General features: G+C 52.3%; 24 protein-coding genes, 2 tRNA genes and 1 riboswitch. Of the genes, 14 read left to right on the top strand and 12 right to left on the bottom strand.

Annotated features, from left to right (window positions below; all coding sequences use genetic code 11):
- Window positions 1-221: 221 nt before the first annotated feature.
- Window positions 222-1871 carry a DUF1963 domain-containing protein gene (locus tag A6301_RS08860; RefSeq protein ID WP_234257594.1) on the top strand — a complete coding sequence of 550 codons (1650 nt, stop codon included), beginning with the start codon at window positions 222-224 and terminating at the stop codon, window positions 1869-1871.
- Between the two features lie 125 nt (window positions 1872-1996).
- On the opposite strand, the gene A6301_RS08855 is transcribed toward A6301_RS08860, so the two are convergent.
- Both A6301_RS08855 and A6301_RS08850 read right to left on the bottom strand, forming a co-directional pair.
- The gene (locus A6301_RS08855) at window positions 1997-2692 is read right to left on the bottom strand and encodes a YjjG family noncanonical pyrimidine nucleotidase (RefSeq protein WP_215483899.1); all 696 of its coding nucleotides are present in this window, start codon (window positions 2690-2692) and stop codon (window positions 1997-1999) included.
- Window positions 2689-3921, bottom strand: coding sequence for an MFS transporter (locus tag A6301_RS08850; protein ID WP_234257593.1), 1233 nt, complete (start codon window positions 3919-3921; stop codon window positions 2689-2691). The genes A6301_RS08855 and A6301_RS08850 overlap by 4 nt, the downstream gene beginning before the upstream one ends.
- A gap of 166 nt (window positions 3922-4087) precedes the next feature.
- On the opposite strand from A6301_RS08850, the gene A6301_RS08845 reads away from it, so the two are divergent.
- Window positions 4088-4693, top strand: a complete 606-nt coding sequence (locus A6301_RS08845) for a hypothetical protein (protein ID WP_234257591.1) — start codon at window positions 4088-4090, stop codon at window positions 4691-4693.
- Window positions 4694-4738: 45 nt separating this feature from the next.
- Here the strand turns inward: A6301_RS08845 and A6301_RS08840 are convergent, their stop codons facing one another.
- Window positions 4739-5062 carry a helix-turn-helix transcriptional regulator gene (locus A6301_RS08840; protein WP_107168409.1) on the bottom strand — a complete coding sequence of 108 codons (324 nt, stop codon included), beginning with the start codon at window positions 5060-5062 and terminating at the stop codon, window positions 4739-4741.
- 47 nt (window positions 5063-5109) lie between these two features.
- Here A6301_RS08840 and A6301_RS08835 point away from each other — a divergent pair, with 47 nt between their 5' ends.
- A complete protein-coding gene (locus A6301_RS08835) occupies window positions 5110-5949 on the top strand; it encodes an alpha/beta fold hydrolase (RefSeq protein ID WP_234257590.1) in 840 nt (279 codons plus the stop codon).
- Window positions 5950-5959: 10 nt separating this feature from the next.
- The gene (locus A6301_RS08830; RefSeq protein WP_234257589.1) at window positions 5960-6586 is read left to right on the top strand and encodes a dimethylsulfonioproprionate lyase family protein; all 627 of its coding nucleotides are present in this window, start codon (window positions 5960-5962) and stop codon (window positions 6584-6586) included.
- An 80-nt stretch (window positions 6587-6666) separates the two neighbouring features.
- On the opposite strand, the gene A6301_RS08825 is transcribed toward A6301_RS08830, so the two are convergent.
- The 3 genes from A6301_RS08825 to orn all read right to left on the bottom strand — a co-directional run bounded on the left by A6301_RS08825 (window position 6667) and on the right by orn (window position 7630).
- A tRNA-Gly gene (locus A6301_RS08825) sits at window positions 6667-6742 on the bottom strand.
- A gap of 76 nt (window positions 6743-6818) precedes the next feature.
- A tRNA-Gly gene (locus tag A6301_RS08820) sits at window positions 6819-6894 on the bottom strand.
- Between the two features lie 193 nt (window positions 6895-7087).
- On the bottom strand, window positions 7088-7630 hold the full coding sequence (gene orn / locus A6301_RS08815; RefSeq protein ID WP_215484395.1) for an oligoribonuclease: 543 nt from the start codon (window positions 7628-7630) through the stop codon (window positions 7088-7090).
- Window positions 7631-7813: 183 nt separating this feature from the next.
- On the opposite strand from orn, the gene rsgA reads away from it, so the two are divergent.
- The 3 genes from rsgA to mscM all read left to right on the top strand — a co-directional run bounded on the left by rsgA (window position 7814) and on the right by mscM (window position 13339).
- The gene (gene rsgA, locus A6301_RS08810; RefSeq protein ID WP_205540359.1) at window positions 7814-8863 is read left to right on the top strand and encodes a small ribosomal subunit biogenesis GTPase RsgA; all 1050 of its coding nucleotides are present in this window, start codon (window positions 7814-7816) and stop codon (window positions 8861-8863) included.
- Window positions 8864-9007: 144 nt separating this feature from the next.
- Entirely contained in the window at window positions 9008-9961 is a 954-nt protein-coding gene (asd, locus tag A6301_RS08805; RefSeq protein WP_205540360.1) for an archaetidylserine decarboxylase, read from the top strand.
- Between the two features lie 54 nt (window positions 9962-10015).
- Entirely contained in the window at window positions 10016-13339 is a 3324-nt protein-coding gene (gene mscM, locus A6301_RS08800; RefSeq protein ID WP_107168403.1) for a miniconductance mechanosensitive channel MscM, read from the top strand.
- 51 nt (window positions 13340-13390) lie between these two features.
- Here the strand turns inward: mscM and epmA are convergent, their stop codons facing one another.
- Window positions 13391-14368: an elongation factor P--(R)-beta-lysine ligase gene (epmA, locus tag A6301_RS08795; protein WP_234257588.1), complete on the bottom strand. Its 978-nt coding sequence runs from the start codon at window positions 14366-14368 to the stop codon at window positions 13391-13393.
- Window positions 14369-14841: 473 nt separating this feature from the next.
- On the opposite strand from epmA, the gene frdA reads away from it, so the two are divergent.
- The 5 genes from frdA (at window position 14842) to A6301_RS08770 (ending at window position 18869) form a co-directional block, all read left to right on the top strand.
- A complete protein-coding gene (gene frdA, locus A6301_RS08790; protein WP_215484397.1) occupies window positions 14842-16638 on the top strand; it encodes a fumarate reductase (quinol) flavoprotein subunit in 1797 nt (598 codons plus the stop codon).
- Entirely contained in the window at window positions 16631-17368 is a 738-nt protein-coding gene (locus tag A6301_RS08785) for a succinate dehydrogenase/fumarate reductase iron-sulfur subunit (protein WP_205540363.1), read from the top strand. The genes frdA and A6301_RS08785 overlap by 8 nt, the downstream gene beginning before the upstream one ends.
- A 13-nt stretch (window positions 17369-17381) precedes the next feature.
- Window positions 17382-17777, top strand: a complete 396-nt coding sequence (frdC, locus tag A6301_RS08780; protein ID WP_107168445.1) for a fumarate reductase subunit FrdC — start codon at window positions 17382-17384, stop codon at window positions 17775-17777.
- A gap of 14 nt (window positions 17778-17791) precedes the next feature.
- Window positions 17792-18148 (top strand): fumarate reductase subunit FrdD, encoded by a 357-nt coding sequence (frdD, locus tag A6301_RS08775; RefSeq protein ID WP_014701584.1) that lies wholly within the window; start codon window positions 17792-17794, stop codon window positions 18146-18148.
- 121 nt (window positions 18149-18269) lie between these two features.
- Entirely contained in the window at window positions 18270-18869 is a 600-nt protein-coding gene (locus A6301_RS08770) for a lipocalin family protein (RefSeq protein WP_234257587.1), read from the top strand.
- Between the two features lie 42 nt (window positions 18870-18911).
- Here A6301_RS08770 and A6301_RS08765 read toward each other — a convergent pair whose 3' ends face one another.
- From A6301_RS08765 to efp, 3 genes are all read right to left on the bottom strand, one after another.
- On the bottom strand, window positions 18912-19265 hold the full coding sequence (locus A6301_RS08765; protein ID WP_107168432.1) for a DMT family protein: 354 nt from the start codon (window positions 19263-19265) through the stop codon (window positions 18912-18914).
- A gap of 376 nt (window positions 19266-19641) precedes the next feature.
- On the bottom strand, window positions 19642-19773 hold the full coding sequence (locus A6301_RS08760) for an entericidin A/B family lipoprotein (RefSeq protein WP_005972977.1): 132 nt from the start codon (window positions 19771-19773) through the stop codon (window positions 19642-19644).
- A 453-nt stretch (window positions 19774-20226) separates the two neighbouring features.
- The gene (gene efp / locus A6301_RS08755) at window positions 20227-20793 is read right to left on the bottom strand and encodes an elongation factor P (RefSeq protein WP_107168434.1); all 567 of its coding nucleotides are present in this window, start codon (window positions 20791-20793) and stop codon (window positions 20227-20229) included.
- Between the two features lie 41 nt (window positions 20794-20834).
- Between efp and epmB the strand changes: the two genes are divergently transcribed.
- Window positions 20835-21881, top strand: coding sequence for an EF-P beta-lysylation protein EpmB (gene epmB, locus A6301_RS08750; RefSeq protein WP_234257586.1), 1047 nt, complete (start codon window positions 20835-20837; stop codon window positions 21879-21881).
- Window positions 21882-21930: 49 nt separating this feature from the next.
- Here the strand turns inward: epmB and A6301_RS08745 are convergent, their stop codons facing one another.
- The gene (locus A6301_RS08745; RefSeq protein WP_205540365.1) at window positions 21931-22275 is read right to left on the bottom strand and encodes a DUF4156 domain-containing protein; all 345 of its coding nucleotides are present in this window, start codon (window positions 22273-22275) and stop codon (window positions 21931-21933) included.
- 43 nt (window positions 22276-22318) lie between these two features.
- On the bottom strand, window positions 22319-23968 hold the full coding sequence (pgi, locus tag A6301_RS08740; RefSeq protein ID WP_107168437.1) for a glucose-6-phosphate isomerase: 1650 nt from the start codon (window positions 23966-23968) through the stop codon (window positions 22319-22321).
- A gap of 168 nt (window positions 23969-24136) precedes the next feature.
- A riboswitch (Lysine riboswitch) is annotated at window positions 24137-24329 on the top strand.
- Window positions 24330-24445: 116 nt separating this feature from the next.
- On the opposite strand from pgi, the gene lysC reads away from it, so the two are divergent.
- Complete coding sequence (gene lysC, locus A6301_RS08735; RefSeq protein ID WP_107168438.1) at window positions 24446-25822, top strand: lysine-sensitive aspartokinase 3; 1377 nt, start codon at window positions 24446-24448, stop codon at window positions 25820-25822.
- Window positions 25823-26045: the final 223 nt, after the last annotated feature.

Raw genomic sequence — 26045 nt, 5'->3', positions numbered from 1 at the left:
GATGCAACGTCATCGGCAGTCAGTGCGTCGATGCCTTTAGGGGTAAAGCCATCCCGCATCATAAAAAATCATCGGCTGCCGTGTTTTTCCTACGTTACGTGGGGGATTGGTTGCCTCACCATTCGGTGGTGGATTGTGATGAATTCCCTTTCGGGAAGGTATCACCCGCGGGTAGTATCACTGGACGACGGTTTTCTGAAATCAGCATTCAAGGAATAGCCATGCCAATCATACACACGGATGTTTTATCTATAGACTTCCCCCCGAATTTCACTTCCGTTGAGCAAATCGGACAGGGCGCGCTCGGTCAGTATCCTACTGACGACAGTCTCGTCGTGCTGGATATTTATCCGGTTGATAGGGAATTACTACACAAAACAGAAACGGGACAAGCTGAGCAATACCGCGCTTTCTGCGGAAAAATCTATGGAAAGCTCACCTGGCTTGAAGAAAAAACGTTAGCCCTTGGAAACGACAGCGCATTGTTAATGACGGCTGAAGGGGTTTACGGCTTTGCTTACCTGTTCGCGTTTATCCGCTTAACCGACACGGTCTGCCTTTTCGCAGGGGGATACTGCCCGCTGGAGCAGCAACAAGAGCACTTCATCACAATGGAAGCCGCACTGCGCAGCCTGCGAATTGTCACTGCCACACCAGAAACGGCATATCACAGCCACCTGCAAGCGAAGGGAGCAAAAACGGCCACAACACAGGGCAACGATGCGAAAGCAAAGCAGAGAAGCATCGTAGAGACACCAATCTACCCCCCTGTAACGCGAGATCCTGCCCTGCTCCCGTTGCTGGCTGAACATTCTCCACAGCGCCAGCATCTTATGAACACGTTACTCTCGGCTGATGCCATCACGCCTATCGCCTATGCCGTATCTGGCACTTTACGCAGTAGCATCGATTTCTATCATGGCGCAGAAGACGACCACTCTGGGCTGGGTAACCACCGACTCGGCGGCCTGCCAGATTTACCTGTCGATATTCCTTACCCTTGTGTCAGCGTCGCCAAGGACACCCTGCTTGAGTACGAAGAATGCTGGGAAGCAAGTGATGACGAAGAAGATGTCTGCATTTTCCCTTGGGACGACGTCACACAGACCTATCGTGTACCGTTGGAATTTATTGCACAGGTAGACTGCCGTGATTTGGCCCCATTGCAGAGCTATTTGCCACGCGAAGGCACGTTATTCTTCTTTCTGGAGTGTGGAAGTAGCCCTTTGACGACCAGAGGGAAAGTTATCTATGTGCAGGATACGGCGAGCCTGAGTAGTGGAACACGCTTTGCCGAACTGGCTTTCAATGACGAAAAGACCCTCGGGCAAAAGCCCGCCTTTAAACTGCATCCCAGAGCCAGCGTTACCGTACCCAGTTTTTACGCATTACGCCAAAATCCTCATATTGGTTCCATACTCTGCTCACGCATGAGTCTGGAACAGCAGGCAGCACTGGATGATGATGAATACGACGATGCGCTATCCCGTCTTGGCTTTGCACAATATTATGCCTGGAAGCTGCGGCAGTTGGGGGCATTCAATCTATTACCTGATAGTAAAGCGACTGAAGAACAGCTGGCCTGGATGACCGAAAACGACATGCTGCCATCGGACTTTCCGCCGGATGCGCCGTTGCCTGAATATCAGGGCATTGCCCGAGTCAACGGCTGTGGTTTCAGCCAGCATGAATTACCAGAGTTGCAGGCAGCACAGAAATTGGGTGGCGAAGCACAAGACTGGCTGGTGCTGTTTCAGGTCTGTCTGGACGGGCAATTTCAGTGGGATGACGGCATACTGAACTTCATCATCCATCGCACTGACCTTGCCGCTCAACGCTTCGACCGAATATTCATGGTCTGCGACTATTGAGGACGTACATGTTGCTAAAGCGAACGCAGCAGTGTTGATAACACTGCTGAGCTCACGAGCCAGTGCGACGACAACCTACGGCAAATTAACCGTGGTGATTGTCGTCGATGCTGCGTGATACTGGCTCAGGATTTAGCACTGAGCTGTGTGAAGACATCCCGTAGCGTTGCGGCCTCGTAGGTTGGCGTAATATCCGAATCGTTGGCGGCTCCGTTTGCATTGAACCAGCAGCTGTCTATGCCGTACAGGTTTGCTCCCAGAATATCGGCATCAAGCCTGTCGCCCACGATGATCGCCTTGGTTTTCTCAAATGCGCTGAATTTATTGGCTGAGAACTCAAAGAAGCGCGCATCCGGCTTTGCGAATCCACAAGCCTCAGAGGTGGCGACAAACGTGAGCCAGTCTGCCAGACCCGAGTTCGCCACCCGCTTCGCCTGCACATACTCAATACCGTTGGTAATAATGCCAACCTCACCGATCTCAGCAAGCGCTTCGCATATCTGGACTGCGCCATCTACCAGCACCACAGTCTCAGGCAGGCATTCCAAATAGAGGCGGCTTGCCTTATCGGGATCGATGTCGATGCCATGCAGAGAGAACGTGCGGCGGAATCGTTCTACTTTCAGTAAATCTTTGGTGATTTCTCCCTTCTCGAATTCACTCCATAGTTGAGAGTTCTCACGCTGATAGTCTGCAAACAGAGTGGTATTTTCAATATCGACGCCAAGATTTGTCAGCGTGCGGGCGAACGAAAGCCGCTCAGAGGCTTTGAAATCTAACAGCGTGTCGTCAAGGTCAAACAGGAAGTGGCGGTATTTCATAAATGTTGGTTACTCGAAATCAAGGAATCGTTTTTGGTGGAGACGAACTGCGCGGGCTTAGCCGCCGTCAGCGCGCGGTTAACACCCAGAATCACAACGAGGAATGATAGCGTCAATATCCCAATCATCACCCACGGAAATGCGCCCGGACCTGCGCTACTGAGGAGTAATCCTCCAATAACGCCTCCGGCCGCGACAGCAGTGTTCCATGATGTAGTAGACATCGACTGTGCGACATCTACGGCATCAGACGAAAGATGGGTCATGGCCGTTTGCGTGACGACAGAGAATCCCCCGAAAGAGATTCCCCACATAAAGACGGCCAGAACCAAAATGACCTGTACATCGGACCAAAGGCCCAGAAGTAGCGTCGCTGCGGCGAATAACATAACTTCGGCAGGGCCAAGACGCTTTAGATTTCCATCAACGATGATGCCAGACAGCACAAGGCCAAAAACCGCACCCGCTCCGAAAATGAATAGAACCCCGTTGAGCCAGTCACCCATGGCTGAAGCGACGAGGAAAGGTTCGATGTAAATATAGAGAATGTTGTGCGTGACAATATAAGTGAGGATCAATGCAAGCGTCGCTCCGACGCCGCGCTTGGAGGCGACCTGAGGTAGCGATAGCCGCTTATCAGCCGATTCGCCTGGGAAGTCAGGGGCAAAAATCGCGATCCAAACAACAAGAAGCACCGCGATAACCGACACTAACCCAAATGCGCCCTGCCAGCCGATCGCTGACCCGAGAAGGCCGCCAATCGGCACGCCGAGAACTAACGCGGCCGTAGAGCCTGCGCCGACAATGGCGATGGCACGCCCAAGTAACCAACGGGGAACCATACGAGATGCGTACCCGGCAAGCATCGACCAAACCACCCCGCCGAACAGACCTGCAACAAAGCGGGCAGCCAGTGATAAAACGTAGTTGTCCGAAACCGCCGTCACCGCATTAACGATGGCAAATCCGCTAATCACTACAAGTAACAGGGGTTTGCGCCGCATTCCCCGCGTCAGCGCCGTAGCGGGAATCGCGGATAACAGCGCCCCCAGCGCAAATGCGGTAATGAACTGACCCGCAAGACTTTCGGACACGTCCAGACCCGTCGCGATCGAACTGAGGAGCCCTGCTGGCATGATCTCAGTCAGTAAGGTCAGAAACGCGGCTGTCGCAAGCGCGAGAAGCTTTAACACGGGAAGAGACGGGGATGGAATTCGATTTGCACTCAAAATGATTATTCACCTGTAACGCTGGCCTGTCGTGGCGCACTAATTTTCTGCCACCTGAATAGAGATGATACCATCACATCCATATACAAACAGGTAACATGATGATTCCTGAAAGTCACCATGTTGCGGATACGCATTCAGAGGCACAATACGTGGTTGGTCAACAATGTTAAAAACATCTTTCTTTAATCTATTTGCGATGTATTTAAAAGAATCGACCATTCGGCACCCCGGTATTTTTGGGCTTAAGGATTTTTCGCCGACAGAACTGATTTCTCAAGAGTATGAGTTAGTCGGCGAACCGGCTGATTTTCATTTTTATGAGAAGGATTATGTTGTTGGTTACCATAATAAAAAATTGGATATTGTTTTTAAACACTACTTTTACCTCGATGAAAATGCCGGAAGCGGTCTCTCTGTCGGGAAAGGAGTGAGCCTTATTTCCCTTTTGCAATACTATAAGGCCGCTGGTTTGGCGGATGGAACGATTGAACCAATATTGGATTTTTATTTTTCGGATGATAAGAAAGACGGTGCCGTTATATTAGAAAACGCGATCGTCGTTCGCTTCAGCCAATCGAGTAAAAGAGGGCAATATTCCGTTGTCACTATTGAAAGTGATTTTAGTGAGTCGGCACAGTTTCAGATGGTCTCAACCAATGCGGTTAAAAAAACCATGCACGCCTATGACGCTACATTACCGCTCTCAAAATCAACGCTCAGGAAAAAATCCAGTGCGTTTTTCGGGCTGGCTAAATTTCTGTCAGTTTGAACGTTTTGTTGTGATTACAGGCCGTCAGAAGCAGAATATTTTTCTTTAGCCCTCGGTTTTTCCACACAGTTCTTCAGACAGCCACTGAATGTAATCCGCCAATGCCGTCTCATTTCTCTGACAGTACGTCCATTTCTGGTAGCGCTTTACCGTAATAAAACCCGCCTGTCGTAACAGATCGACATGCCGGCTGGCGGTTGGCTGAGCGATATGTAATGCATCGGCGATCAGCGTAATGCACACGCCAAATTCCTGCGGATCGGCCGACATTTGTCCGCTGAAATGTTGTTGCGGATGCTTAAGCAACCGGAGGATTTCCAACCGTGGCTCACTGGCTAATGCTTTGACTTGGGTTGATCTCTCACTCATCTTTCGTATTATATAGTCATATAGCTAATATTGAATATGATAATAACATGCTTGAACTGAAACATAACTTTATTTTCGAAGACCAGCCTGTTGCCTGGGGATGTATGGGGCAAGGCCCCGCGCTGGTGCTGATTCACGGCACCCCCTTTTCTTCCCAGGTATGGCGGCGCATCGCTCCCCTGCTTTCCTCACACTGGACCGTTTATTACTACGACATGGTGGGCTACGGGCAATCACATCAATCTGCCGGACAGCAGGTATCGCTTGGCGTGCAGGATCGGCTATTGGCCGCACTCCTGAAAGAATGGGAACTGACGCGACCCGACATACTTTGCCATGATTTCGGCGGCGCGACGGCGCTACGCGGCTATTTCCTGCAAGGTCTCCGCTATGCCTCGCTAACGTTATTTGATGCGGTCGCCATTTCCCCGTGGGGATCGCCCTTTGTTGCACATGTCAGAAAACATCAGGATGCTTTCACCGGCCTGCCGGAATATGCTCACGATGCGTTACTCAATGCTTATTTACAGGGCGCGGCTTATCAGCCGCTATCGGAAGAAGCGTTGAACATTTATATGTCACCGTGGCAAGGGGAAGTCGGGCAAGCCGCCTTCTATCGTCAAATAGCCCAGATGGATCAATGCTATACCGACGACATTGAGTCATCGCTCACCAAACTTGATTGTCCGGTGAATATGTTATGGGGCGAGCAGGATAAGTGGATACCACTTGAGGTCGGCAAACGTCTGGCACATCGACTCGGCGATGCACCTTTACAGATCGTCAAAAACGCAGGGCATCTTGTTCAAGAAGATGCCCCTGAAGCCATCGTTCAATCGATGTATTCCTTGCTGCTACAGCGGGCGGGAATATCATCCTCACGGTAAGGCGACATTCATGAGCAGCAGTGACGGCATTCTCGAACGCTTACTCTTCACGATCCATAAGCGGCTAGTCTCGATCCCCATCACTCCGCAGTTATGTAAAGGCATCGCCCCAATCGCTAACAGCTGGCCTTCCGAACCAGAAAAAAACACGCGATTGAGTACCTCTTCGCCTCTGCCTGCGGTTGATTACCTTGAACGAGCGTTGAAAATTGGAGAAACATCGGGAGACAGAGAAATATGCTCGATGCTCAGGTTAGTAGCCCCAGAATTACGCTGGAACTTTGATTATACCCCGCATCCCGAGTTTCCATATCTGGATGAAAACGTCGCTTTTACACAATTTGTCGGGCCAGACGATCTCTGGGTATCTTCTCACTTAGCGATAGGGTTGACGCTTATTGCGCCAGAAACACACTATCCAGCGCATTACCACCCCGCGACGGAGATTTACCTTCCTCTGGCTGGCACAGGTTTATGGACGATGGGGAATAGGGGTTATTTTCCGCGCCAGCCCGGTGAGTTAATTTTTCACCCTAGTGGTGTGACACACGCGACCCAGACACAAAAAGAACCCGTTCTCGCGCTATACATTTGGCACGGCGATATCCGTTCGCCTTCTGAATGGCAACATGAATAGCAGGCGGCTAAAAGCAATAAAACACAGGGGCAACAAGAAATTATAAATTTTGGAAGTAATTAAAAAGAAGACAAAAAGATTGGAGCGGGAAACGAGACTCGAACTCGCGACCCCGACCTTGGCAAGGTCGTGCTCTACCAACTGAGCTATTCCCGCATATCGGACAGACGAAAACAGGCGTTACGTCTGATTACTGCACACGGCTTGTATGGTGACAAACTGTGATAAAACTTGGAGCGGGAAACGAGACTCGAACTCGCGACCCCGACCTTGGCAAGGTCGTGCTCTACCAACTGAGCTATTCCCGCCCGGGAAATCTGCATACGATGTTGAAGTTCTTTACTTGAAATTCTTCATCGGTATGGGGTGCGCATTATACGAGAAATCCGTTTAACCGCAAGCCCCAGAAAATGAAAAATCGTCTGACTGCTGATAAAAACGACATCATGGTGTAAATATCAGCAGTTCGTGGCACATCTATGCCCTACCGCCTCGCTTCACCTACAGTCGCAGAAAATTCTCACGGTAATAGGCCAGTTCCGCCAGCGATTCACGAATGTCGTCCATCGCCTGATGCGTGCCTTGCTTCTTAAAGCCCGCCATAATTTCCGGCTTCCAGCGTCGCGCCAACTCTTTTAGCGTGCTGACATCCAGATAACGGTAGTGGAAGTAGGCTTCCAACTCTGGCATATAGCGGAACAGGAAACGGCGATCCTGACCAATACTGTTGCCACAGATCGGCGATTTACCCGCAGGCACCCATTTTTGTAAAAATGCCAGCGTTTCCAGCTCGGCAGCACGTTCGTCCGTGGTGCTGGCTTTAACGCGTTCAGTCAGTCCGCTGGTACCGTGCGTGCGCACATTCCAGTCATCCATCAGTGCCAGTTGGCTATCCGACTGGTGCACCGCCAGTACCGGTCCTTCGGCCAACACGTTCAAATTTGCATCCGTAACCAGCGTTGCGATCTCAATGATGCGATCGTGATCCGGGTTGAGGCCGGTCATCTCAAGATCGATCCAGATCAGGTTATTTTCATCTACCATCGTGGGAATTCCTGTTGCATTGTGCCCTGTCATCGATACAAGGATACCAGTATCAATCTCAATGCTGATACCGACAAAGTGGTATCAGTTAATTAAAATCAAATAGGGTGTATTATAATCGGTTCAAACGCGGCGGGCGATAACACACTGCCGCGAACGATAAATCGTCTTAAGTGAGGCTCAGTGAGCAAAAAGAAACTGTCGAAAGGTCAGCAGCGTCGGGTTAGCGCAAACCACCAGCGTCGCCTGAAAAAAACGGAAAGCAAAGTTGAATGGGAAGATAGCCAACTGGGCGATGCGCAGGAAGGCATTATCATCAGCCGATTCGGCATGCATGCCGATGTAGAAGCCGCCGATGGCGTGGTGCACCGCTGCAACATTCGTCGGACAATTTCATCGCTGGTCACAGGCGACCAGGTCGTCTGGCGTCCTGGCCATGAATCGCTCGCTGGCATCAGCGGGATCGTGGAAGCCGTTCATCCCCGTCATTCGGTCCTTACGCGCCCTGACTATTATGATGGCATTAAACCGATCGCCGCCAATATCGATCAGATCGTGATCGTTTCAGCGATCTTGCCCGAACTGTCGCTAAATATTATCGATCGCTATCTGGTCGCCTGCGAAACGCTGGAGATCGAACCGCTGATCGTACTGAACAAAATTGACCTGCTGGATGATAAATCCCGTCAATTTGTCGATGAACTGATGGATATTTACCGCGCGCTCAAGTACCGCGTGTTGATGGTTTCCAGCCATACCCAACAGGGTATTCCCGAACTGGAGCAAGCGCTCACCGACCGCATCAGCATTTTCGCTGGGCAATCAGGCGTTGGGAAATCCAGCCTGCTTAACGCGCTGCTTGCGTTGGGTGAAGAACGCATTCTGGTGAATGAGGTTTCCGACACATCAGGATTGGGGCAACACACCACCACCGCCTCCCGGCTTTACCACTTCCCGCATGGCGGCGACGTCATCGACTCACCGGGCGTACGTGAATTTGGTCTGTGGCATCTGGAGCCAGAACAGGTTACGCGTGGTTTCATTGAGCTACGCGAATACATCGGCTCGTGCAAGTTCCGCGATTGTAAACATGAAAACGATCCGGGCTGTGCGATTAACGCCGCACGTGAGCGCGGAGATATTGCTGTAGAGCGCTTTGATAACTACCACCGAATTCTCGAAAGCATGGCGCAAGTAAAAACGCGTAAAGGCTTTTCGGATACAGATAACTGACATTTATCATGACCGTCGTTACAATGCGCCCCCTTTGAGGGTAAGTGAATCCGCTTGCTCTCTTTCTGGGTTACCGCTGGCGGTACTAAGCGTGTTCCCCAGAAAGCTTGTTTTATGGCGCACTATTAACCCAAGAGGCTCACTGTGCTGGATAATATTAAAATCAAACTACAGTATTGGCTTCCCAAGATCTGGCTGACCCGCTTAGCGGGCTGGGGAGCAAATAAGCGTGCGGGAAAACTCACCAAGCTGGTGATCGATCTGTTTGTCCGTCAATACAACGTCAACATGCAGGAAGCTCAGCAGCCGGATACCGCTTCCTATCGCACGTTTAACGAATTTTTCGTTCGCCCTCTTCGCCCAGGCATTCGTCCTGTCGATCCCCATGCGCACCGTCTGGTGCAACCGGCAGACGGCGTGCTATCGCAGTTTGGCCCGATTACCGACGGCAAGCTGATTCAGGCAAAACATCATGATTACACGCTAGAAGCGCTGCTGGCTGGCAACTATGTGATGGCCGATCTGTTCCGCGACGGCCTGTTTGCCACCATTTATCTTTCGCCGCGTGACTATCACCGCCTCCACATGCCGTGTGACGGCGTATTGCGTGAAATGATTTACGTCCCAGGTGATCTGTTCTCCGTCAATCTGCTGACGGCAGATAACGTGCCGAATCTGTTTGCGCGTAACGAACGCGTCATTTGCTTGTTTGATACTGAGTTTGGCCCATTGGCACAAATTCTAGTCGGCGCAACCATTGTCGGCAGTATCGAAACCGTGTGGTCGGGCGTGGTGACGCCACCGCGTGAAGGTATCATCAAACGTTGGACTTACCCGCAGGCGGGCGAAGAAGGTGCCATCGTGCTGGCGAAAGGCGAAGAAATGGGTCGCTTCAAGCTGGGCTCAACGGTGATTAACCTGTTTGCCACAGGCAATAATCTCCAGTTTGCCGCACACCTGAATACCATGAGTGTGACCCGTATGGGTGAGCCATTTGCCGAAGTCCGTCAAGATGAGCCAGCATCCGTTGTCTTCCCGGAAGGCACCGAGCTGGAAGAAAACGGCACGCAGACAGGCCACAAGCCCGACGCACCGTAAATAACGTCCGACTTTAGTCGCTTGTAAAAGTGTTGTTTGTAGAAGGTAGCTAACGTGCGTTTGATTCTGACTTTTCTTCTGGGATGTTTATTATCAACCGCCGCGTTGGCTGCCACTGCGCCCAATGAGGCGCAATTACGCCAGCAGCTACAGCAGGCGGAAGCCAACAAAGGTGCGGCCGATCAGGCGAAAGTCGTTGAGGAATACCAGGCTGCGCTGAATACCTTGCAGGATCGCAAAGAAGCGCAAGAACGCGCCACGCAGTATCAGCGCGTCATTGATGATTTCCCCAAACTGGTTCAAGAGCTGCGTCGCCAGCTTAATGCCGAAGATGGCAAACCTTCATCCATTTCAGAAAGCCTTTCCAGTAACGATCTCGAACAACAGTTGCTACAAACGAGCAGCCAACTGTTGGAACAAGCCCGTCAGCTCCAGCAGGAGCAGGATCGACTGCGTGAAATCGGCGATTCACTGAGTCAGCTTCCACAACAGCAAACTGAAGCCAGCCGCATGCAAAGCGAGGCGGAACGCCGAATTCAGTCTCTCGGTACACCCGCTACGCCGCTGGGGCAAGCACAGCTCATCGCACTTCAGGCCGAATCCGCCCTGCGCAAAAGTCGGGTGGACGAGCTGGAGCTGGCACAGCTTTCAGCCAGTAACCGTCAGGAGCTATCCCGGTTACGCGTCGAACTGTATAAAAAGCGCCACGATAGACTGGATCTGCTGCAACAAGATTTACGCAGCCGACTCAACAATCTGCGCCAGCGTGAAGCCGAGCAGGCATTAGAACGCACCGAGCTTCTCGCAGAACAAAGTGGTGATTTACCCGCCGTCATCAGCAAGCAGCTACAGGTTAACCGTGAGCTCTCCGTCGCGCTGAATCAACAGGCACAGCGGATGGATCTGATTGCTTCTCAGCAGCGTCAGGCAGCGACACACACGATTCAGGTTCGCCAGGCGCTAAGTACCATCCGCGAACAGGCCCAGTGGCTCGGCGTTTCACCGATACTGGGAGAAACGTTACGCGCACAAATCGCTCGCCTGCCGGAAATGCCCAAACCTCAGTTGCTGGATAGCGATATGGCGCAGCTCCGCGTACAGCGGCTGCACTTTGAAGACCTGATCAACAAACCGCAAGATTTTGATAACGCCAAGCAAGATAACGGCGATCCGCTGACCAGCGCACAGCAGCGTATTCTGACCGATCAGATGCGTACCCAGCGCGACCTGCTGACGTCGCTGATCTCCGGCTGTGATTCACAGATATTGGAACTCACCAAACTCAAAGTCGCCAATAACCAGCTGGCGGATGCCTTAACTGAAACGCGCGAAGCAGCCCACCGCGATCTGTTTTGGGTCGCTGATGTTGAGCCTGTGACATTCGCCTACCCGCTCAAGCTGGTGCAGGATCTGACGCGGCTGCTGTCATTGGATACACTGACGCAGTTGGGTAGTGCACTGGTCATGATGGTGACCAGTCAGGAAACCGTGTTGCCGCTGCTGGGTGCACTGCTGCTGGTTGGCTTCAGCGTCAGTTCCCGCCGTCACTACCACGCGTTTATGGAGCGTGCGAGCAGCCGTGTCGGCAAGGTCACGCTCGATCACTTTATGCTGACGCTGCGTACTGTGTTCTGGTCCATCCTTACTGCCCTACCGCTGCCGGTGCTCTGGGCTGCCTTGGGCTACGGGCTGCAAAACGCCTGGCCTTACCCGATTGCCGTAGCCATCGGCGACAGCGTCACCGCTACCGTACCGTTAATGTGGCTGGTGATGATCAGCGCCTCATTCGCACATCCACAAGGGCTGTTCATTGTCCACTTCCGCTGGTCGCCAGAGCGCGTAGCCAGAGCGATGCGCTATTACCGTCTCTCCATCGCCTTTATCGTGCCGTTAATTATGGCGCTGATTACGTTCGATAAGCTCAATGACCGCGAGTTCTCCAGCACGCTGGGGCGGCTCTGCTTCATCCTCCTCTGTATGGCATTGAGCTTAGTCACCACGGGATTAAAACGCGCGGGTATCCCACTGTATCTGGATAAAGAGGGGTCGGGGGAAAACTCCGTTAACCGGGCGATGTGGAACATCCTGATCGGTGTGCCGCTCGTTGCCGCGCTGGCCTCCTGCATCGGCTATCTGGCGACCGCACAGGCGCTGTTGGCGCGACTGGAAACCTCCGTCTCGATCTGGTTCTTCCTGCTGGTGGTTTACCACATTATTCGCCGTTGGATGCTGATTCAGCGGCGTCGTATTGCCTTCGACCGTGCCAAACAGCGGCGCTCGGAGATTCTGGCACAGCGTGCCAAAGGCGAAGAAGACACTCAGCCTACTTCGTCCCATGAAAGCAGCTCGGAAGCCGTCGAAGAGCCGGTGGTCGATCTGGATGCCATCAGCGCTAAATCCTTGCAGCTGGTGCGATCCATTCTGACGCTGATCGCACTGGTTTCCGTGATCGCACTGTGGTCAGAAATTCATTCGGCCTTCGCGTTTCTGGAGAACATCAGTCTATGGGATGTTTCCAGCACGGTTAAAGGCGTGGAGAGCGTGCAGGCCATTACGTTGGGGTCTGTGCTCATCGCGATTCTGATCTTCATTATTACCGCACAGTTAGTACGCAACCTGCCCGCCCTGCTGGAGTTGGCGATCCTCCAACACTTGGACCTGTCGCCAGGCAGCGGTTATGCGATTACTACCATCAGCAAATATATTCTAATGCTGATCGGCTGTCTGATGGGCTTCTCGCTGATCGGGATCGAATGGTCGAAACTGCAATGGCTGGTTGCTGCTCTGGGTGTGGGACTCGGGTTCGGCTTGCAGGAGATCTTCGCTAACTTTATCTCCGGCCTGATCATTCTGTTTGAGAAACCGATCCGTATCGGCGATACGGTCACGATCCGCGATCTTACGGGTAGCGTCATGCGGATTAATACCCGCGCCACTACCATTTCTGACTGGGATCGCAAAGAGATCATCGTGCCAAACAAGGCATTTATCACCGAGCAGTTTATCAACTGGTCACTGTCGGATTCAGTTACGCGTGTGGTGATGACGGTGCCCGCACCAGCGAACGCGAACAGCCAGGAAGTGACGGAATTACTCATGGATGCGGTGAAGCGTTGTTCTCTGATCCTCGATACGCCAGAACCTGAAGCCTTCCTCGTCGATCTACAACAAGGGATTCAGATTTTTGAACTGCGCGTTTTCGCCGCCGAAATGGGGCACCGTATGCCACTGCGCCACGAACTGCATCAGTTAATTCTGGAAAACTACCGCAAGCATAATCTGGAGCTTCCTTTCCCACCGTTCCAGGTGAAAATGGATAATCTGTCGCGCAGTGGGAAAACGCTGACGCCACGGCAGCGGACGCCGGGCAGCTTATAAGAAAGGAAAACGGGCGGCAGCCAGATCTGGCGCCGCCCTGCTGCAAGTCTGCTATGCGCGCTCGACGGAGAACGCAATCACGTCACTCAGGCTCTCAGCCTTCAGTGCCAGCATGATCAAACGATCCACACCCAACGCCACACCGGAACACTCAGGCAAACCCTGTTTCAGCGCCGCCAGCAGGTTTTCATCGATCGGCTGCTGTGGCAAACCACGCGCGGCACGCTTGCGGTTATCCTGCTCGAAACGCTGACGTTGTTCATCGGCATCGGTTAATTCACGAAAGCCGTTCGCCAGCTCAATCCCTTTAAAATAGACTTCAAAACGCTCGGCGACGCGATGATCCTCCGAACTGATCTCTGCCAACGAGGCTTGCGTGGCTGGGAAATGGTAGACAAACGCCGGTTTGTCGCGACCAATATTCGGCTCTACGCCAAAGGTAAACAGCATCTGCACCAGCAAATCGCGATCGTCTTCGCGGCAGGCAATATCACCCAACCCGAGTTTTTCTGCGGATTCGCGCAGTTGCGCTTTATCAACAGAGAGGGGGTCAATCTCCAGATGGCGTAAAAATGCCTGCTGATAAGAGAGCATTTCTGCACTTTCACAGTCCAGCACCTGCTGCAACAGATCATCGACCTCATTCATCAGGCGATACATATCATAATGAGGGCGATACCATTCCAGCATGGTGAATTCAGGATTGTGGTGTCGGCCAGATTCTTCGTTGCGGAAACTGCGGCACAGTTGAAAGATCGGCCCGCTACCAGCAGCCAGCAGGCGTTTCATGTGATATTCCGGGCTGGTCATCAAATACAGCGTCATACCATCCGCAGCACCGGGGCCAACGAAACGGGTTTGGAACGGATATAAGAAAACATCCGTTACCGTAGCCTGGCTCATCGCTGGCGTTTCAACTTCGAGCACCCCACGATCGGTGAAGAAACGTCGGACCGCTGCAACTATCGACGCTCTTTTCAACAAATTAGCGACAGAAGCACTAGGTTGCCAACTTGTCGTCTCGCTCATGGTTCTTACTCCAAAGTCAAAATAGGGGATGCAGTCTACCCGCATCAGCCCAAATTTCCAGCAGAAAAAGTGCCTCCGCGGGGTTTTAGCAATGCTAATTCTTCTCTTCGGGAGGGCGCTGAAGGTGGCCGCTGTAAATTATATCCAGTGAATCATTTTTCTATATCCCCTTCAAAAGGGTTATTAAAGAAATAAAAGCATTATTTCCCCGTAAATAAGCCTTTCGATCACGTTTTTATCAATAAATACGGAACCCGCTGAAAAAACCACAAAATGCAGGATCACATCAAATTTCGTCTACCTATAATTCGGTATAATTATTCCCACACAAAAATTATAGGTTTATCTATTCTTTATAGGTCTATCACACAATTTTAAGCGGGTTTGATATTAAGCTCGGATATAAAGACAGAAATGAATAGATATTATTTTTTTATTTTAACTTAATTAACTTAAGTAACTGGAGGAATGCATTGCAAACCTTTAACGCTGATTTGGCCATTATCGGGGCCGGGGGTGCTGGCCTACGCGCAGCAATTGCTGCCGCAGAAGCCAATCCCCAACTGAAAATAGCGCTGATCTCAAAAGTCTACCCAATGCGTAGCCATACCGTGGCAGCAGAAGGTGGATCAGCCGCGGTGACTCAGGAACACGATAGTTTCGATTATCACTTCAACGACACCGTATCCGGTGGCGACTGGCTGTGTGAACAGGACGTTGTTGAGCACTTCGTCAAACACTGCCCGGAAGAGATGATTCAACTAGAACAGTGGGGCTGCCCCTGGAGCCGTAAACCGGATGGTTCTGTCAACGTTCGCCGCTTTGGCGGAATGAAGATTGAACGCACCTGGTTTGCCGCCGATAAAACCGGCTTCCACATGCTGCATACGCTGTTCCAAACCTCCCTTAAATATCCACAAATCCAACGTTTTGATGAGCACTTCGTCCTCGACGTTCTGGTCGATGATGGCCAGGCGCGCGGCCTCGTAGCCATCAACATGATGGAAGGTTCGCTGATTCAGATCCGCGCTAATGCTGTAGTACTGGCGACTGGCGGAGCAGGACGCGTGTACCGCTATAACACCAATGGCGGCATCGTCACCGGCGACGGCATGGGCATGGCATTCCGCCACGGCGTCCCGCTGCGTGATATGGAGTTCGTGCAGTATCACCCGACCGGTTTGCCCGGTTCCGGTATTCTGATGACTGAAGGCTGCCGTGGCGAAGGCGGTATCATGGTCAACAAAGACGGCTACCGTTATCTGCAAGACTACGGCATGGGCCCGGAAACACCGCTAGGCCAACCGAAAAACAAATACATGGAGCTGGGCCCGCGCGATAAAGTCTCGCAGGCATTCTGGCACGAATGGCGCGCAGGCCGCACCGTCTCAACCCCGCTGGGCGATGTGGTTTACCTCGATCTGCGCCACCTCGGCGAGAAAAAACTCAAGGAACGTCTGCCGTTCATCTGCGAACTGGCAAAAGCCTATGTTGGCGTCGATCCTGTGAAGGAACCGATTCCTATTCGTCCTACGGCGCACTACACAATGGGCGGCATTGAAACCGATCAGAACTGCGAGACACGCATCAAAGGGCTGTTTGCCGTCGGCGAATGCTCTTCTGTTGGTCTGCACGGGGCGAACCGTCTGGGTTCCAATTCACTGGCTGAACTGGTGGTCTTTGGTCGCGTCGCAGGTGAGCACGCTGTGCAACGCGCACAGGCAGCAGCACCCGCCAACGGTACAGTGCTGGACGCACAAACGCGTGACATCGAACAGCGTCTACATGACCTGATGAATCAGGAAGGCACCGAAAGCTGGGCGAAAATCCGCGACGAAATGGGCATGTCGATGGAGGAAGGCTGTGGTATTTACCGCACCACCGACCTGATGCAAAAAACTGTCGATAAGATGGCGGAGCTGAAAGAACGCTTTAAACGCGTGAAAATCACCGACCGCTCCAGCGTGTTCAACACCGATCTGCTGTACACCGTTGAACTAGGCCACAGCCTGGATGTTGCGGAATGTATGGCGCACTCGGCAATCAACCGTAAAGAATCCCGCGGCGCGCACCAGCGTCTGGATGACGGATGTACCGAGCGTGATGACGTCAACTTCCTGAAGCATACGCTGGCGTTTTATAACCCAGAAGGCGCACCTCGTTTGGAGTACAGCGGTGTGAAGATTACCAAACTGCCACCGGCTAAACGCGTCTATGGTGCAGAAGGTGATGCACAGGAAGGCAGCAAGAAGGAGCAGGCGAATGGCTGAGATGATCAAAACCCTGAAAATGGACGTCATGCGCTACAACCCGGAACAGGATCGCGAACCGTATTTTGAGACGTTCGATGTCCCGTATAACACACAAACGTCGCTGCTGGATGCGTTGGGTTATATCAAGGATAACCTGGCACCGGATCTCTCTTACCGCTGGTCCTGCCGTATGGCAATCTGCGGCTCCTGCGGCATGATGGTGAACAACGTCCCTAAATTAGCCTGTAAAACCTTCCTACGTGAATACACGAATGGTCTGAAGGTCGAAGCGCTGGGCAACTTCCCTATCGAGCGCGATCTGGTGGTCGACATGACCCACTTCATCGAGAGTCTGGAAGCCATCAAGCCGTATATCATCGGCAACGACCGTAAACCCGCTGACGGCCCGAATAAACAGACTCCAGCGCAGATGGCGAAGTATCACCAGTTCTCTGGCTGTATTAACTGCGGTCTGTGTTATGCGGCGTGCCCGCAGTTCGGTCTGAACCCTGAATTCATCGGTCCGGCTGCAATTACGCTGGCGCACCGCTATAACCTGGACAACCGCGATCACGGCAAGAAAGAGCGCATGACGCAATTGAACGGTAATAACGGCGTCTGGTCCTGTACGTTTGTGGGCTACTGCTCAGAAGTGTGTCCGAAGCACGTCGATCCTGCTGCTGCTATCCAGCAAGGCAAAGTCGAAAGCGCGAAAGACTTCATGATTGCCATGCTGAAACCACAATAAGGGAGGGACAATGATGACAACTAAACGTAAAGCGTATGTTCGCGATATGTCGCCAACCTGGTGGAAAAAGCTGGGGTTCTACCGCTTTTATATGTTGCGTGAAGGGACTGCCGTCCCTGCGGTCTGGTTTAGCATCGTCCTGATGTGCGGCGTCTTCGCACTAAAAAACGGGCCAGAAGGCTGGGCAAACTTCGTCAGCTTCCTGCAAAACCCGCTGGTATTGCTGATCAATATCGTGGCTCTGCTGGCTGCTGCGCTGCATACCAAAACCTGGTTTGAGCTGGCACCTAAGGCCAGCATCATCGTCATTAAAGACGAAAAAATGGGGCCAGAGCCAATCATTAAAGGGCTTTGGGCTGTCACCGTGGTGGTAACCGTAGCCGTTCTGGCGATCGCCTTACTATTCTGAACAGGAGAAATAATGTGATTAACCCAACGCCAAAACGTTCTGACGAGCCTCCTTTCTGGGGTCTGTTCGGTGCTGGTGGGATGTGGAGCGCGTTCTTCGCTCCGGTAATCATCCTGCTGGTCGGTGTGATGCTGCCTCTGGGGTTGTTCCCAGACGCGCTAACTTACGAACGCATCGCCACATTCAGCCAGAGCTTTATCGGTCGCGTATTTTTACTGCTGATGATTGTGCTGCCGCTCTGGTGTGGCCTGCACCGCATCCACCACGCGATGCACGACCTGAAAATCCACGTTCCAGCCGGAAAATGGGTATTCTATGGTCTGGCGGCAATCCTGACTGTCGTTACCGTCATCGGTGTCGTCACGCTGTAGATGTAACGCTGTAAAGGTGACCCCCTACTTAACGGCCTGTGTAATGCAGGCCGTTTTTTTCCCCGCCTGACTACGTCCATCGTCTACACTGGAACAAAGATTAAACCAATGAGACGTCAATATGGTGCGCTTTAACGCTATTCGCTTTAATACTATTCGCTCTAACACAACGTTCTTCAAATCTCTTATCTTCAAAATCAGACGATATGGGAAAACATGTGTTGCTGTGCTGGTAGCACTCTTCTCTGTCGCCTGTAGCGTAACACCGCCCGATAACGTCAGCGTGGTGGAAAAATTTGACGTCAATCGTTACCTCGGCACCTGGTATGAAATCGCCCGTCTCGACCACCGCTTTGAGCGCAATCTGGAGCGCGTAACGGCAACCTACAGCCCACGGGATGACGGCGGCATCAAGGTGATCAATCGCGGCTTTAACGTCGAAAAACAGGAATGGAAAGAAAGTATCGGAAAGGCGTATTTCACGGGATCGCCCCAGCGCGGAGCGCTAAAAGTATCGTTCTTCGGGCCGTTCTATGGCGGTTACAACATTATTGAACTGGATGACGACTACCGCTACGCCCTGATTTGCGGGCCGAATCGTGACTATCTGTGGATTCTCTCACGCACGCCAACGCTGGATGCCGTGACGCGCGACAAACTACTCGCCACGGCCAAACGCTACGGCTTCCCAACTGAGGCGCTCATTTGGGTCAATCAGTAACCTGATCGTATTGGTCGCAACACAGGGGGGTAACCGATAGCGTTATCCCATAATCTTATCGCGAAACATAAAGAAAACCGCGCCCAGCAGGCATAGCCCCGCCCAAATATAATCGGTGCGAAACGGTTCTTTTAAAATAAACATGGAGAAAGGGATAAATACAGAAAGGCTGATCACTTCCTGCAATATTTTCAATTGACCCGCAGAGGCGACCTGATAGCCAATTCTATTTGCAGGTACCTGTAAGAGGTATTCGAATAATGCGATACCCCAGCTGATCAACGCAGCAATTACCCAGGTTCGGCCGCTGAAATAGCGTAAATGCCCATACCAGGCGAACGTCATAAATATATTGCTCAGCGTCAGCATGCCGACAGTAATGAAAAGAGGCGACATTATTACTTCTCCGAGTGATCCACTTTCACATTATCTCGCCGCGGGGAAGAAAACACCATCACGGCATTTTCTTCCACTCGGAAAAGTTATTACGACTTATTTCCTAAAGCATACCTAGATAATTCGAGTTGCATGCAGGCGGCAACGCAGAGACAAATCGGTTAGAGACCGATTTGAACAGCGTTCGCGCTGGCCCGAAGGGTGGACCTCATTTATGAGGTCCATTAATCCCCAGGAACTTACATCAGTAAGTGACTGGGGTGAGCGAGGACAAATTGGCTTAGCCAATTTGAACGCCGTTTACGGCGGCCCTTCAGGGCGAGGCTCAGAGATGAGCCGAGTATTGCCAACACACATGCAGCTTGAAGTATGACGGTTATTGGGCGCTGCGCTGAATAGCCTTCCCACCCGCTTCCACATCTTGCCCAACGCCTCGAGTGGTATTACACCCCACCACTGCGGAAAGAATAACCAGAGAGAAAATGGCAACAAACGCTTTCTTCAACATACTCGATTCCTTCTTTATGAGAGTAGGATTTCAACGGTACGAAAGTGACTGCTTTCTAAGCGTAGACAATTTTGATGCTTGTGAAGGTTTTTTCGGATGAGGTGCAAAACAGAGGGAGACTCAAATGAGGAAAAATGAATTAAAAATGCCGCTCTCACAGAAGGCGGCATGTCCAGAGTATACCCAAGATAATTCGAGTTGCGAGAAGGCGGCGACGCAGTGACAAATTGGTTAGAGACCGATTTGAACAGCGCTAGCGCTGGCCCGAAGGGTGGACCTCATAAATGAGGTCCATTAATCCCCAGGAGCTTACATCAGTAAGTGACTGGGGTGAGCAAGGACAAATTGGCTTAGCCAATTTGAACGCCGTTTACGGCGGCCCTTCAGGGCGAGGCTCAGAGATGAGCCGAGTATTGCCAACACACGCGCAGCTTGAAGTATGAAGGGTATAAATTACTTAACGCGTGAAACGTACTCACCAGAACGCGTATCAACTCTGACAACTTCGCCGATCTGTACGAACAATGGCACTTTAACCACAGCACCGGTGCTCAGCGTCGCTGGCTTGCCACCTGTTCCGGCAGTATCACCTTTCAGACCCGGATCGGTATCGGTGATTTCAGCTTCGATGAAATTCGGCGGCTGAACGGCGATAGGACGACCATCCCACAGCGTAACGATACATTCGGCATTGTCCTGCAACCATTTTGCAGAATCACCAACGGTCTTCTCTTCAACCTGATGCTGTTCAAATGTCTCAGGGTGCATGAAGTGGTAGAACTCACCGTCGTTATACAGGTAGCTCATGTTGGTATCTACTACGTCTGCACCTTCTGCTGAGTCGGTAGACTTGAAGGTTTTTTCAACACGAGAGCCCGTCAACAGGCGACGCATTTTCACACGAGCAAAAGCCTGGCCTTTACCCGGCTTAACAAATTCACTGGATTCGATGGCATACGGCTCGCCTTCGAACATGATTTTAAGACCGGAACGGAAATCGTTGCTAAGATAAGTCGCCATAAAGGCCCTCTACAATTTAACACTGGTACGAAGCCAAAAAAATGGCACACATTGTAACCCTAAATATACCTTCCAGAGAAGATTGGTTGCAGCAACTTGCGGACGTAATCACCGATCCTGATGAATTGCTACAACTTTTGGCTCTGGCCGATCACGAAAAACTCCGGCAAGGGCATGATGCACGGCGGCTTTTTGCTCTGCGTGTACCGCGCGCATTCGCCGCGCGGATGCAAAAAGGCAATCCTGACGATCCGTTGCTACTACAGGTATTGACCGCACGTGAGGAGTTTGTTGTCACACCAGGCTTCACCCACGATCCGCTTGATGAGCAACACAGCGTCGTCCCTGGGCTACTGCATAAATATCATAACCGCGCGTTATTGCTGGTTAAAGGCGGCTGCGCGGTGAACTGTCGCTACTGCTTCCGCCGCCATTTCCCGTACCAGGATAATCAGGGCAATAAGGCAAACTGGCGTCAGGCGCTGGATTATATCCGCCAGCACGCTGAGCTAGATGAAATCATTTTTTCCGGCGGCGATCCGCTGATGGCCAAAGACCACGAGTTGGATTGGCTTATCACTGAACTGGAACACATCCCGCACGTGAAACGCCTGCGTATTCACAGCCGTTTGCCTGTGGTGATCCCCGCCCGTATTACCGATGCACTGTGCGATCGTCTAGCACGCAGTTCGCTTCAGGTATTGCTGGTGACGCATATTAACCACCCGCAGGAAATTGATCCTGATTTAACACAAAGTATGGCGCGTTTGCGCCGTGCAGGTGTGACGCTGCTCAACCAAAGCGTGTTGCTGCGCGGAGTGAATGACAACGCAGAGACACTCGCCCGGCTCAGTAATGCGCTATTTGACGCAGGAATTCTCCCTTATTACCTACACGTGCTGGATAAGGTACAAGGTGCCGCCCATTTTCTGGTGGATGACAACGAGGCGCGTGCCTTAGTCAAAGCGCTAATGAAAAAGGTGTCTGGCTATCTGGTGCCGCGTCTGGCGCGGGAAATCGGTGGGGAAGCCAGTAAAACACCACTGGATTTAGGCATGAAACAGCATCAGGACGACGCCGGGCAATGACGGTGATGAATACGGTGAGAGCAAGGCTCTCACCGTATTTCTTTTTAGCTTAAGGACACTTGTAAACGCTGCCGTTCATCTTGCTGTCCAGCGGCGCAAAGCTTGACCAGAAGGTTTCACTCGGGCTGGTGGCACCATAGATAGTGTTGCCGCCCAGCGCTGCCGCTTTATTACGCAGGTCGTTTGCCGCACCGCGCATAGCACTACCGTCGCCATGGTTGCCCGCCAGCCAGTTCGACTGGCTACCGCTAACTTGCCCCAATAGCTGGCATTCGCTTCCTGGTTTGGTATCCGTGAACGTCACGGCCTGCCCAGCGGCGCTGAGTTGGCTGGTACTGCTGCACCCTGCCAGCAAGACTGCCGCTGATAGCCCCAACAACATACGAACCTGCATATCTTCCTCCTTGCGATTAAAAAACCAAAGGGCACAGGCCCGATTAGTTACGCCACGCCTTGAAGCGGTTGATCAACCCGTTGGTGGAGCTGTCATGACTGTCGATCGTATTATCATTTTCCAGCTCTGGCAGAATACGGTTCGCCAGTTGCTTACCTAATTCCACGCCCCACTGATCGAACGTGAAGATGTTCAGGATCGCGCCTTGCGTAAAGATCTTATGCTCATACAGTGCGATCAACGCACCCAGACTGTACGGGGTGATTTCACGCAGCAGGATCGAGTTGGTCGGGCGGTTACCTTCAAATACCTTGAATGGTGCCACGTGTTCTACGTCTTTTGCACTTTTACCCGCAGCCGCAAATTCCGCTTCCACTACCTCACGGCTCTTACCGAACGCCAGCGCTTCCGTCTGTGCAAAGAAGTTCGACAGTAGCTTGCTGTGGTGATCGCTCAATGGGTTATGGCTAACAGCCGGTGCGATAAAATCACACGGAACCAGTTTGGTACCCTGATGAATTAACTGGTAGAACGCATGTTGGCCGTTTGTGCCCGGCTCACCCCAGATAATCGGCCCAGTCTGGTAATCCACTGGGTTGCCGTTGCGATCGGCTGATTTCCCGTTAGATTCCATATTCCCCTGTTGGAAATAGGCGGCAAAGCGGTGCATGTATTGGTCATACGGCAGAATCGCCTCAGTTTCAGCACCGAAGAAATTGTTGTACCAAATGCCGATAAGCGCCAGCAACACAGGCAGGTTTTTCTCCGCAGGCGTGGAAGCAAAGTGCTTGTCCATCGCGTGCGCGCCGCTGAGCAGTTTTTCAAAGTTTTCAAAACCCAGAGAAAGGATGATCGACAGCCCAATCGCCGACCACAGAGAGTAGCGTCCGCCCACCCAGTCCCAGAATTCGAACATGTTGTCGGTATCGATACCAAATTCGCCGACGGCTTTCGCGTTGGTGGACAGCGCAGCAAAGTGCTTGGCAACGTGTTTCTCGTCCTGCGCCGTTTTCAGGAACCAGTCGCGAGCACTGTGCGCGTTGGTCATGGTTTCCTGCGTGGTGAAGGTTTTCGACGCGACGAGGAACAGCGTGGTTTCTGGGTTCAGCGGCTTCAACGTTTCAGCGATGTGCGTGCCGTCAACGTTAGAGACAAAGTGCATGTTGAGGTGATTTTTATAAGGCTTCAGCGCTTCCGTTACCATGAACGGGCCCAGATCGGAGCCGCCAATACCGATGTTAACCACATCGGTAATGGTTTTGCCGGTATAGCCTTTCCATTCACCGCCAATCACACGTTCGCTGAAATCTTTCATCTTCGCCAGCACCGCGTTGACTTCCGGCATCACATCCTTGCCATCCACCAGAATCGGCGTGTTGCTGCGGTTACGCAGGGCAACGTGCAGAACGGCGCGGTCTTCCGTGCGGTTGATTTTCTCGCCGGCAAACATGGACTGAATCGCCGCAGACAGGTCGGTTTCCCGCGCCAGCGCGTGCAGTTTTTCCATCGTTTCAGCCGTGATGCGGTTTTTGGAGTAATCCACCAGCATCTGATCGTCGAACGTCGCGGAAAAATGCGCGAAACGATCGCTATCCTGTGCAAACAGCTCGCTGATTTGCACGTCTTTCATCGCGTCAAAATGGTGTTGTAATGCCTGCCAGGCGGCAGTTTGGCTTGGATTAATATTTTTCATAATGCGACTTTCTCTCTAAGCATGAGTTCAAAGTGACTGAATCGATTGTATCCCTTAAAATCCAGATTGAGATCCCTTTTCTTGCTAAAAGCGGCTCATGCCGTTTTGTTTATTGACAGAAACCGCATAACCCGTTATTTGTAACACCGTACTTGCACACTCGGTGTGCAAGCCAGAAGAGGCGCGTCGCCCAGGTAAGGTATCGGAGGAACCGTAATCCGCTGATGATATCTGAGGGGGAGCGACGCCGAGATGAGGTGAAATACGGCTTTCACCCTATCGACTACAGAGGCTGAATCCTCTGGGTTGTCACCAGATTCGTCCTGATGGACGTTTAGCAAGGTGGAGCGCTTCTGGGTGTATCGTAGCGATTTTCTACGCCTGCCCCCTACTTACCGCTCTCCCCCTGTGCCAAGGCTGATTTAATGGAATGCTGTTTACTGAAAACAGCCTACCCCTGACACGAGGTTTTTTGACATGTCTGCAACTGAAGTATCCGCAAACGCGAACTCTACCGTTATTGCCAAATTTGGCGGCACCAGCGTGGCGGACTTTGACGCCATGAATCGCAGCGCCGATGTGGTGTTGTCTAATCCGAATGTTCGCGTTGTCGTGCTATCGGCATCGGCGGGTATCACCAATTTACTGGTCGCGCTCGCGGAAGGCCAGACGCCAGAAACGCGCGCCGAACATCTGGCGAAGATCCGCCAGATCCAATACGCCATTATCGACAAGCTGACCAATCAGAGCGTTATTCGTGATGAAATTGATCGCATGCTGGACAGCGTAACCACGCTTTCTGAAGCCGCAGCGCTCGCGACATCCAACGCACTGACCGATGAACTGGTCAGCCATGGCGAACTGATGTCTACCCTGTTGTTTGTTGAGATCCTTCGCCAGCGCGATGTAGTAGCTGAGTGGTTTGATGTGCGTAAAATCATGCGAACCGACGATCATTTTGGCCGCGCACAGCCAGATTGTGACGTACTGGGCGAACTGACGCGTAGCCAGTTGCAGCCACGTCTTGAACAAGGTTTGGTGATTACTCAGGGCTTTATCGGCAGCGAAGCAAAAGGCCGCACAACCACGTTGGGTCGCGGCGGTAGCGATTATACGGCAGCATTGCTGGGCGAAGCGCTCAACGTCAGCCGGATTGATATCTGGACCGATGTCCCCGGCATCTACACCACCGATCCACGCGTGGTGCCGACAGCAAAACGCATCGATCAAATCATGTTTGAAGAAGCCGCCGAAATGGCGACATTTGGCGCGAAAGTCCTGCACCCAGCCACGCTGTTGCCTGCGGTGCGTAGTGATATCCCCGTGTTCGTTGGTTCCAGCAAAGATCCAGCCGCAGGCGGAACGCTGGTGTGCAATAAAACAGAAAATCCGCCGCTGTTCCGCGCGCTGGCGCTACGCCGTAAGCAAACGTTGCTCACACTGCACAGCCTCAACATGCTGCACACTCGCGGCTTTCTGGCAGAAGTGTTCAGTATTTTGGCGCGTCACAACATCTCCGTTGACCTGATCACCACGTCAGAAGTCAACGTGGCCCTGACACTTGATACCACCGGCTCTACCTCAACGGGCGACAGCCTGCTGTCCAGCGCCCTGCTGACCGAGCTGTCATCGTTGTGTCGAGTCGAGGTTGAAGAGAACCTGTCACTGGTCGCGCTGATCGGCAACAAGCTGTCTCAGGCCTGTGGCGTAGGGAAAGAAGTGTTTGGCGTGCTGGAACCTTTCCGCATTCGTCTGATCTGCTACGGTGCCAGCAGCAACAACCTGTGCTTCCTGGTACCGGGTGACGATGCAGAACGAGTGGTACAGACGCTGCACCACAGCCTGTTCGAGTAAATTCGCTCTCTCTTAGTCACATTTTATGTGAGCGCGGAGACAGTTTCGTGCGCGATAATGACATCATTTTCATGCTACCTCGTAGCACGCGCCCGACACAGGGCGGCTCAGTCGCCGTCGCCCTGTGAACCCTGGCTTTCCGGCTAAATTATGTCGCTGCGCGATGCCTTCGTCGGTATCAGGCTTAACGGACAGCTTGCGACACGTTCCCGACGTGGCGCAA

The sequence above is a fragment of the Pectobacterium sp. IFB5596 genome (assembly GCF_021432585.1).
GTDB lineage: Bacteria > Pseudomonadota > Gammaproteobacteria > Enterobacterales > Enterobacteriaceae > Pectobacterium > Pectobacterium punjabense.
The sequence above is the reverse complement of the archived record's forward strand: the minus strand, read 5'-3'. Positions and strand labels throughout refer to the sequence as shown.

What these genes read in the sequence shown, in the direction of transcription:
- A6301_RS08860 (WP_234257594.1), top strand. Translation starts at nt 222, where the DNA reads ATGCCAATCATACACACGGATGTTTTATCTATAGACTTCCCCCCGAAT.
- A6301_RS08855 (WP_215483899.1), bottom strand. Translation starts at nt 2,692, where the DNA reads ATGAAATACCGCCACTTCCTGTTTGACCTTGACGACACGCTGTTAGAT.
- A6301_RS08845 (WP_234257591.1), top strand. Translation starts at nt 4,088, where the DNA reads ATGTTAAAAACATCTTTCTTTAATCTATTTGCGATGTATTTAAAAGAA.
- A6301_RS08840 (WP_107168409.1), bottom strand. Translation starts at nt 5,062, where the DNA reads ATGAGTGAGAGATCAACCCAAGTCAAAGCATTAGCCAGTGAGCCACGG.
- A6301_RS08835 (WP_234257590.1), top strand. Translation starts at nt 5,110, where the DNA reads ATGCTTGAACTGAAACATAACTTTATTTTCGAAGACCAGCCTGTTGCC.
- A6301_RS08830 (WP_234257589.1), top strand. Translation starts at nt 5,960, where the DNA reads ATGAGCAGCAGTGACGGCATTCTCGAACGCTTACTCTTCACGATCCAT.
- orn (WP_215484395.1), bottom strand. Translation starts at nt 7,630, where the DNA reads ATGGTAGATGAAAATAACCTGATCTGGATCGATCTTGAGATGACCGGC.
- epmA (WP_234257588.1), bottom strand. Translation starts at nt 14,368, where the DNA reads ATGAGCGAGACGACAAGTTGGCAACCTAGTGCTTCTGTCGCTAATTTG.
- A6301_RS08785 (WP_205540363.1), top strand. Translation starts at nt 16,631, where the DNA reads ATGGCTGAGATGATCAAAACCCTGAAAATGGACGTCATGCGCTACAAC.
- frdC (WP_107168445.1), top strand. Translation starts at nt 17,382, where the DNA reads ATGACAACTAAACGTAAAGCGTATGTTCGCGATATGTCGCCAACCTGG.
- A6301_RS08770 (WP_234257587.1), top strand. Translation starts at nt 18,270, where the DNA reads ATGGTGCGCTTTAACGCTATTCGCTTTAATACTATTCGCTCTAACACA.
- A6301_RS08765 (WP_107168432.1), bottom strand. Translation starts at nt 19,265, where the DNA reads ATGTCGCCTCTTTTCATTACTGTCGGCATGCTGACGCTGAGCAATATA.
- A6301_RS08760 (WP_005972977.1), bottom strand. Translation starts at nt 19,773, where the DNA reads ATGTTGAAGAAAGCGTTTGTTGCCATTTTCTCTCTGGTTATTCTTTCC.
- efp (WP_107168434.1), bottom strand. Translation starts at nt 20,793, where the DNA reads ATGGCGACTTATCTTAGCAACGATTTCCGTTCCGGTCTTAAAATCATG.
- epmB (WP_234257586.1), top strand. Translation starts at nt 20,835, where the DNA reads ATGGCACACATTGTAACCCTAAATATACCTTCCAGAGAAGATTGGTTG.
- A6301_RS08745 (WP_205540365.1), bottom strand. Translation starts at nt 22,275, where the DNA reads ATGCAGGTTCGTATGTTGTTGGGGCTATCAGCGGCAGTCTTGCTGGCA.
- pgi (WP_107168437.1), bottom strand. Translation starts at nt 23,968, where the DNA reads ATGAAAAATATTAATCCAAGCCAAACTGCCGCCTGGCAGGCATTACAA.
- lysC (WP_107168438.1), top strand. Translation starts at nt 24,446, where the DNA reads ATGTCTGCAACTGAAGTATCCGCAAACGCGAACTCTACCGTTATTGCC.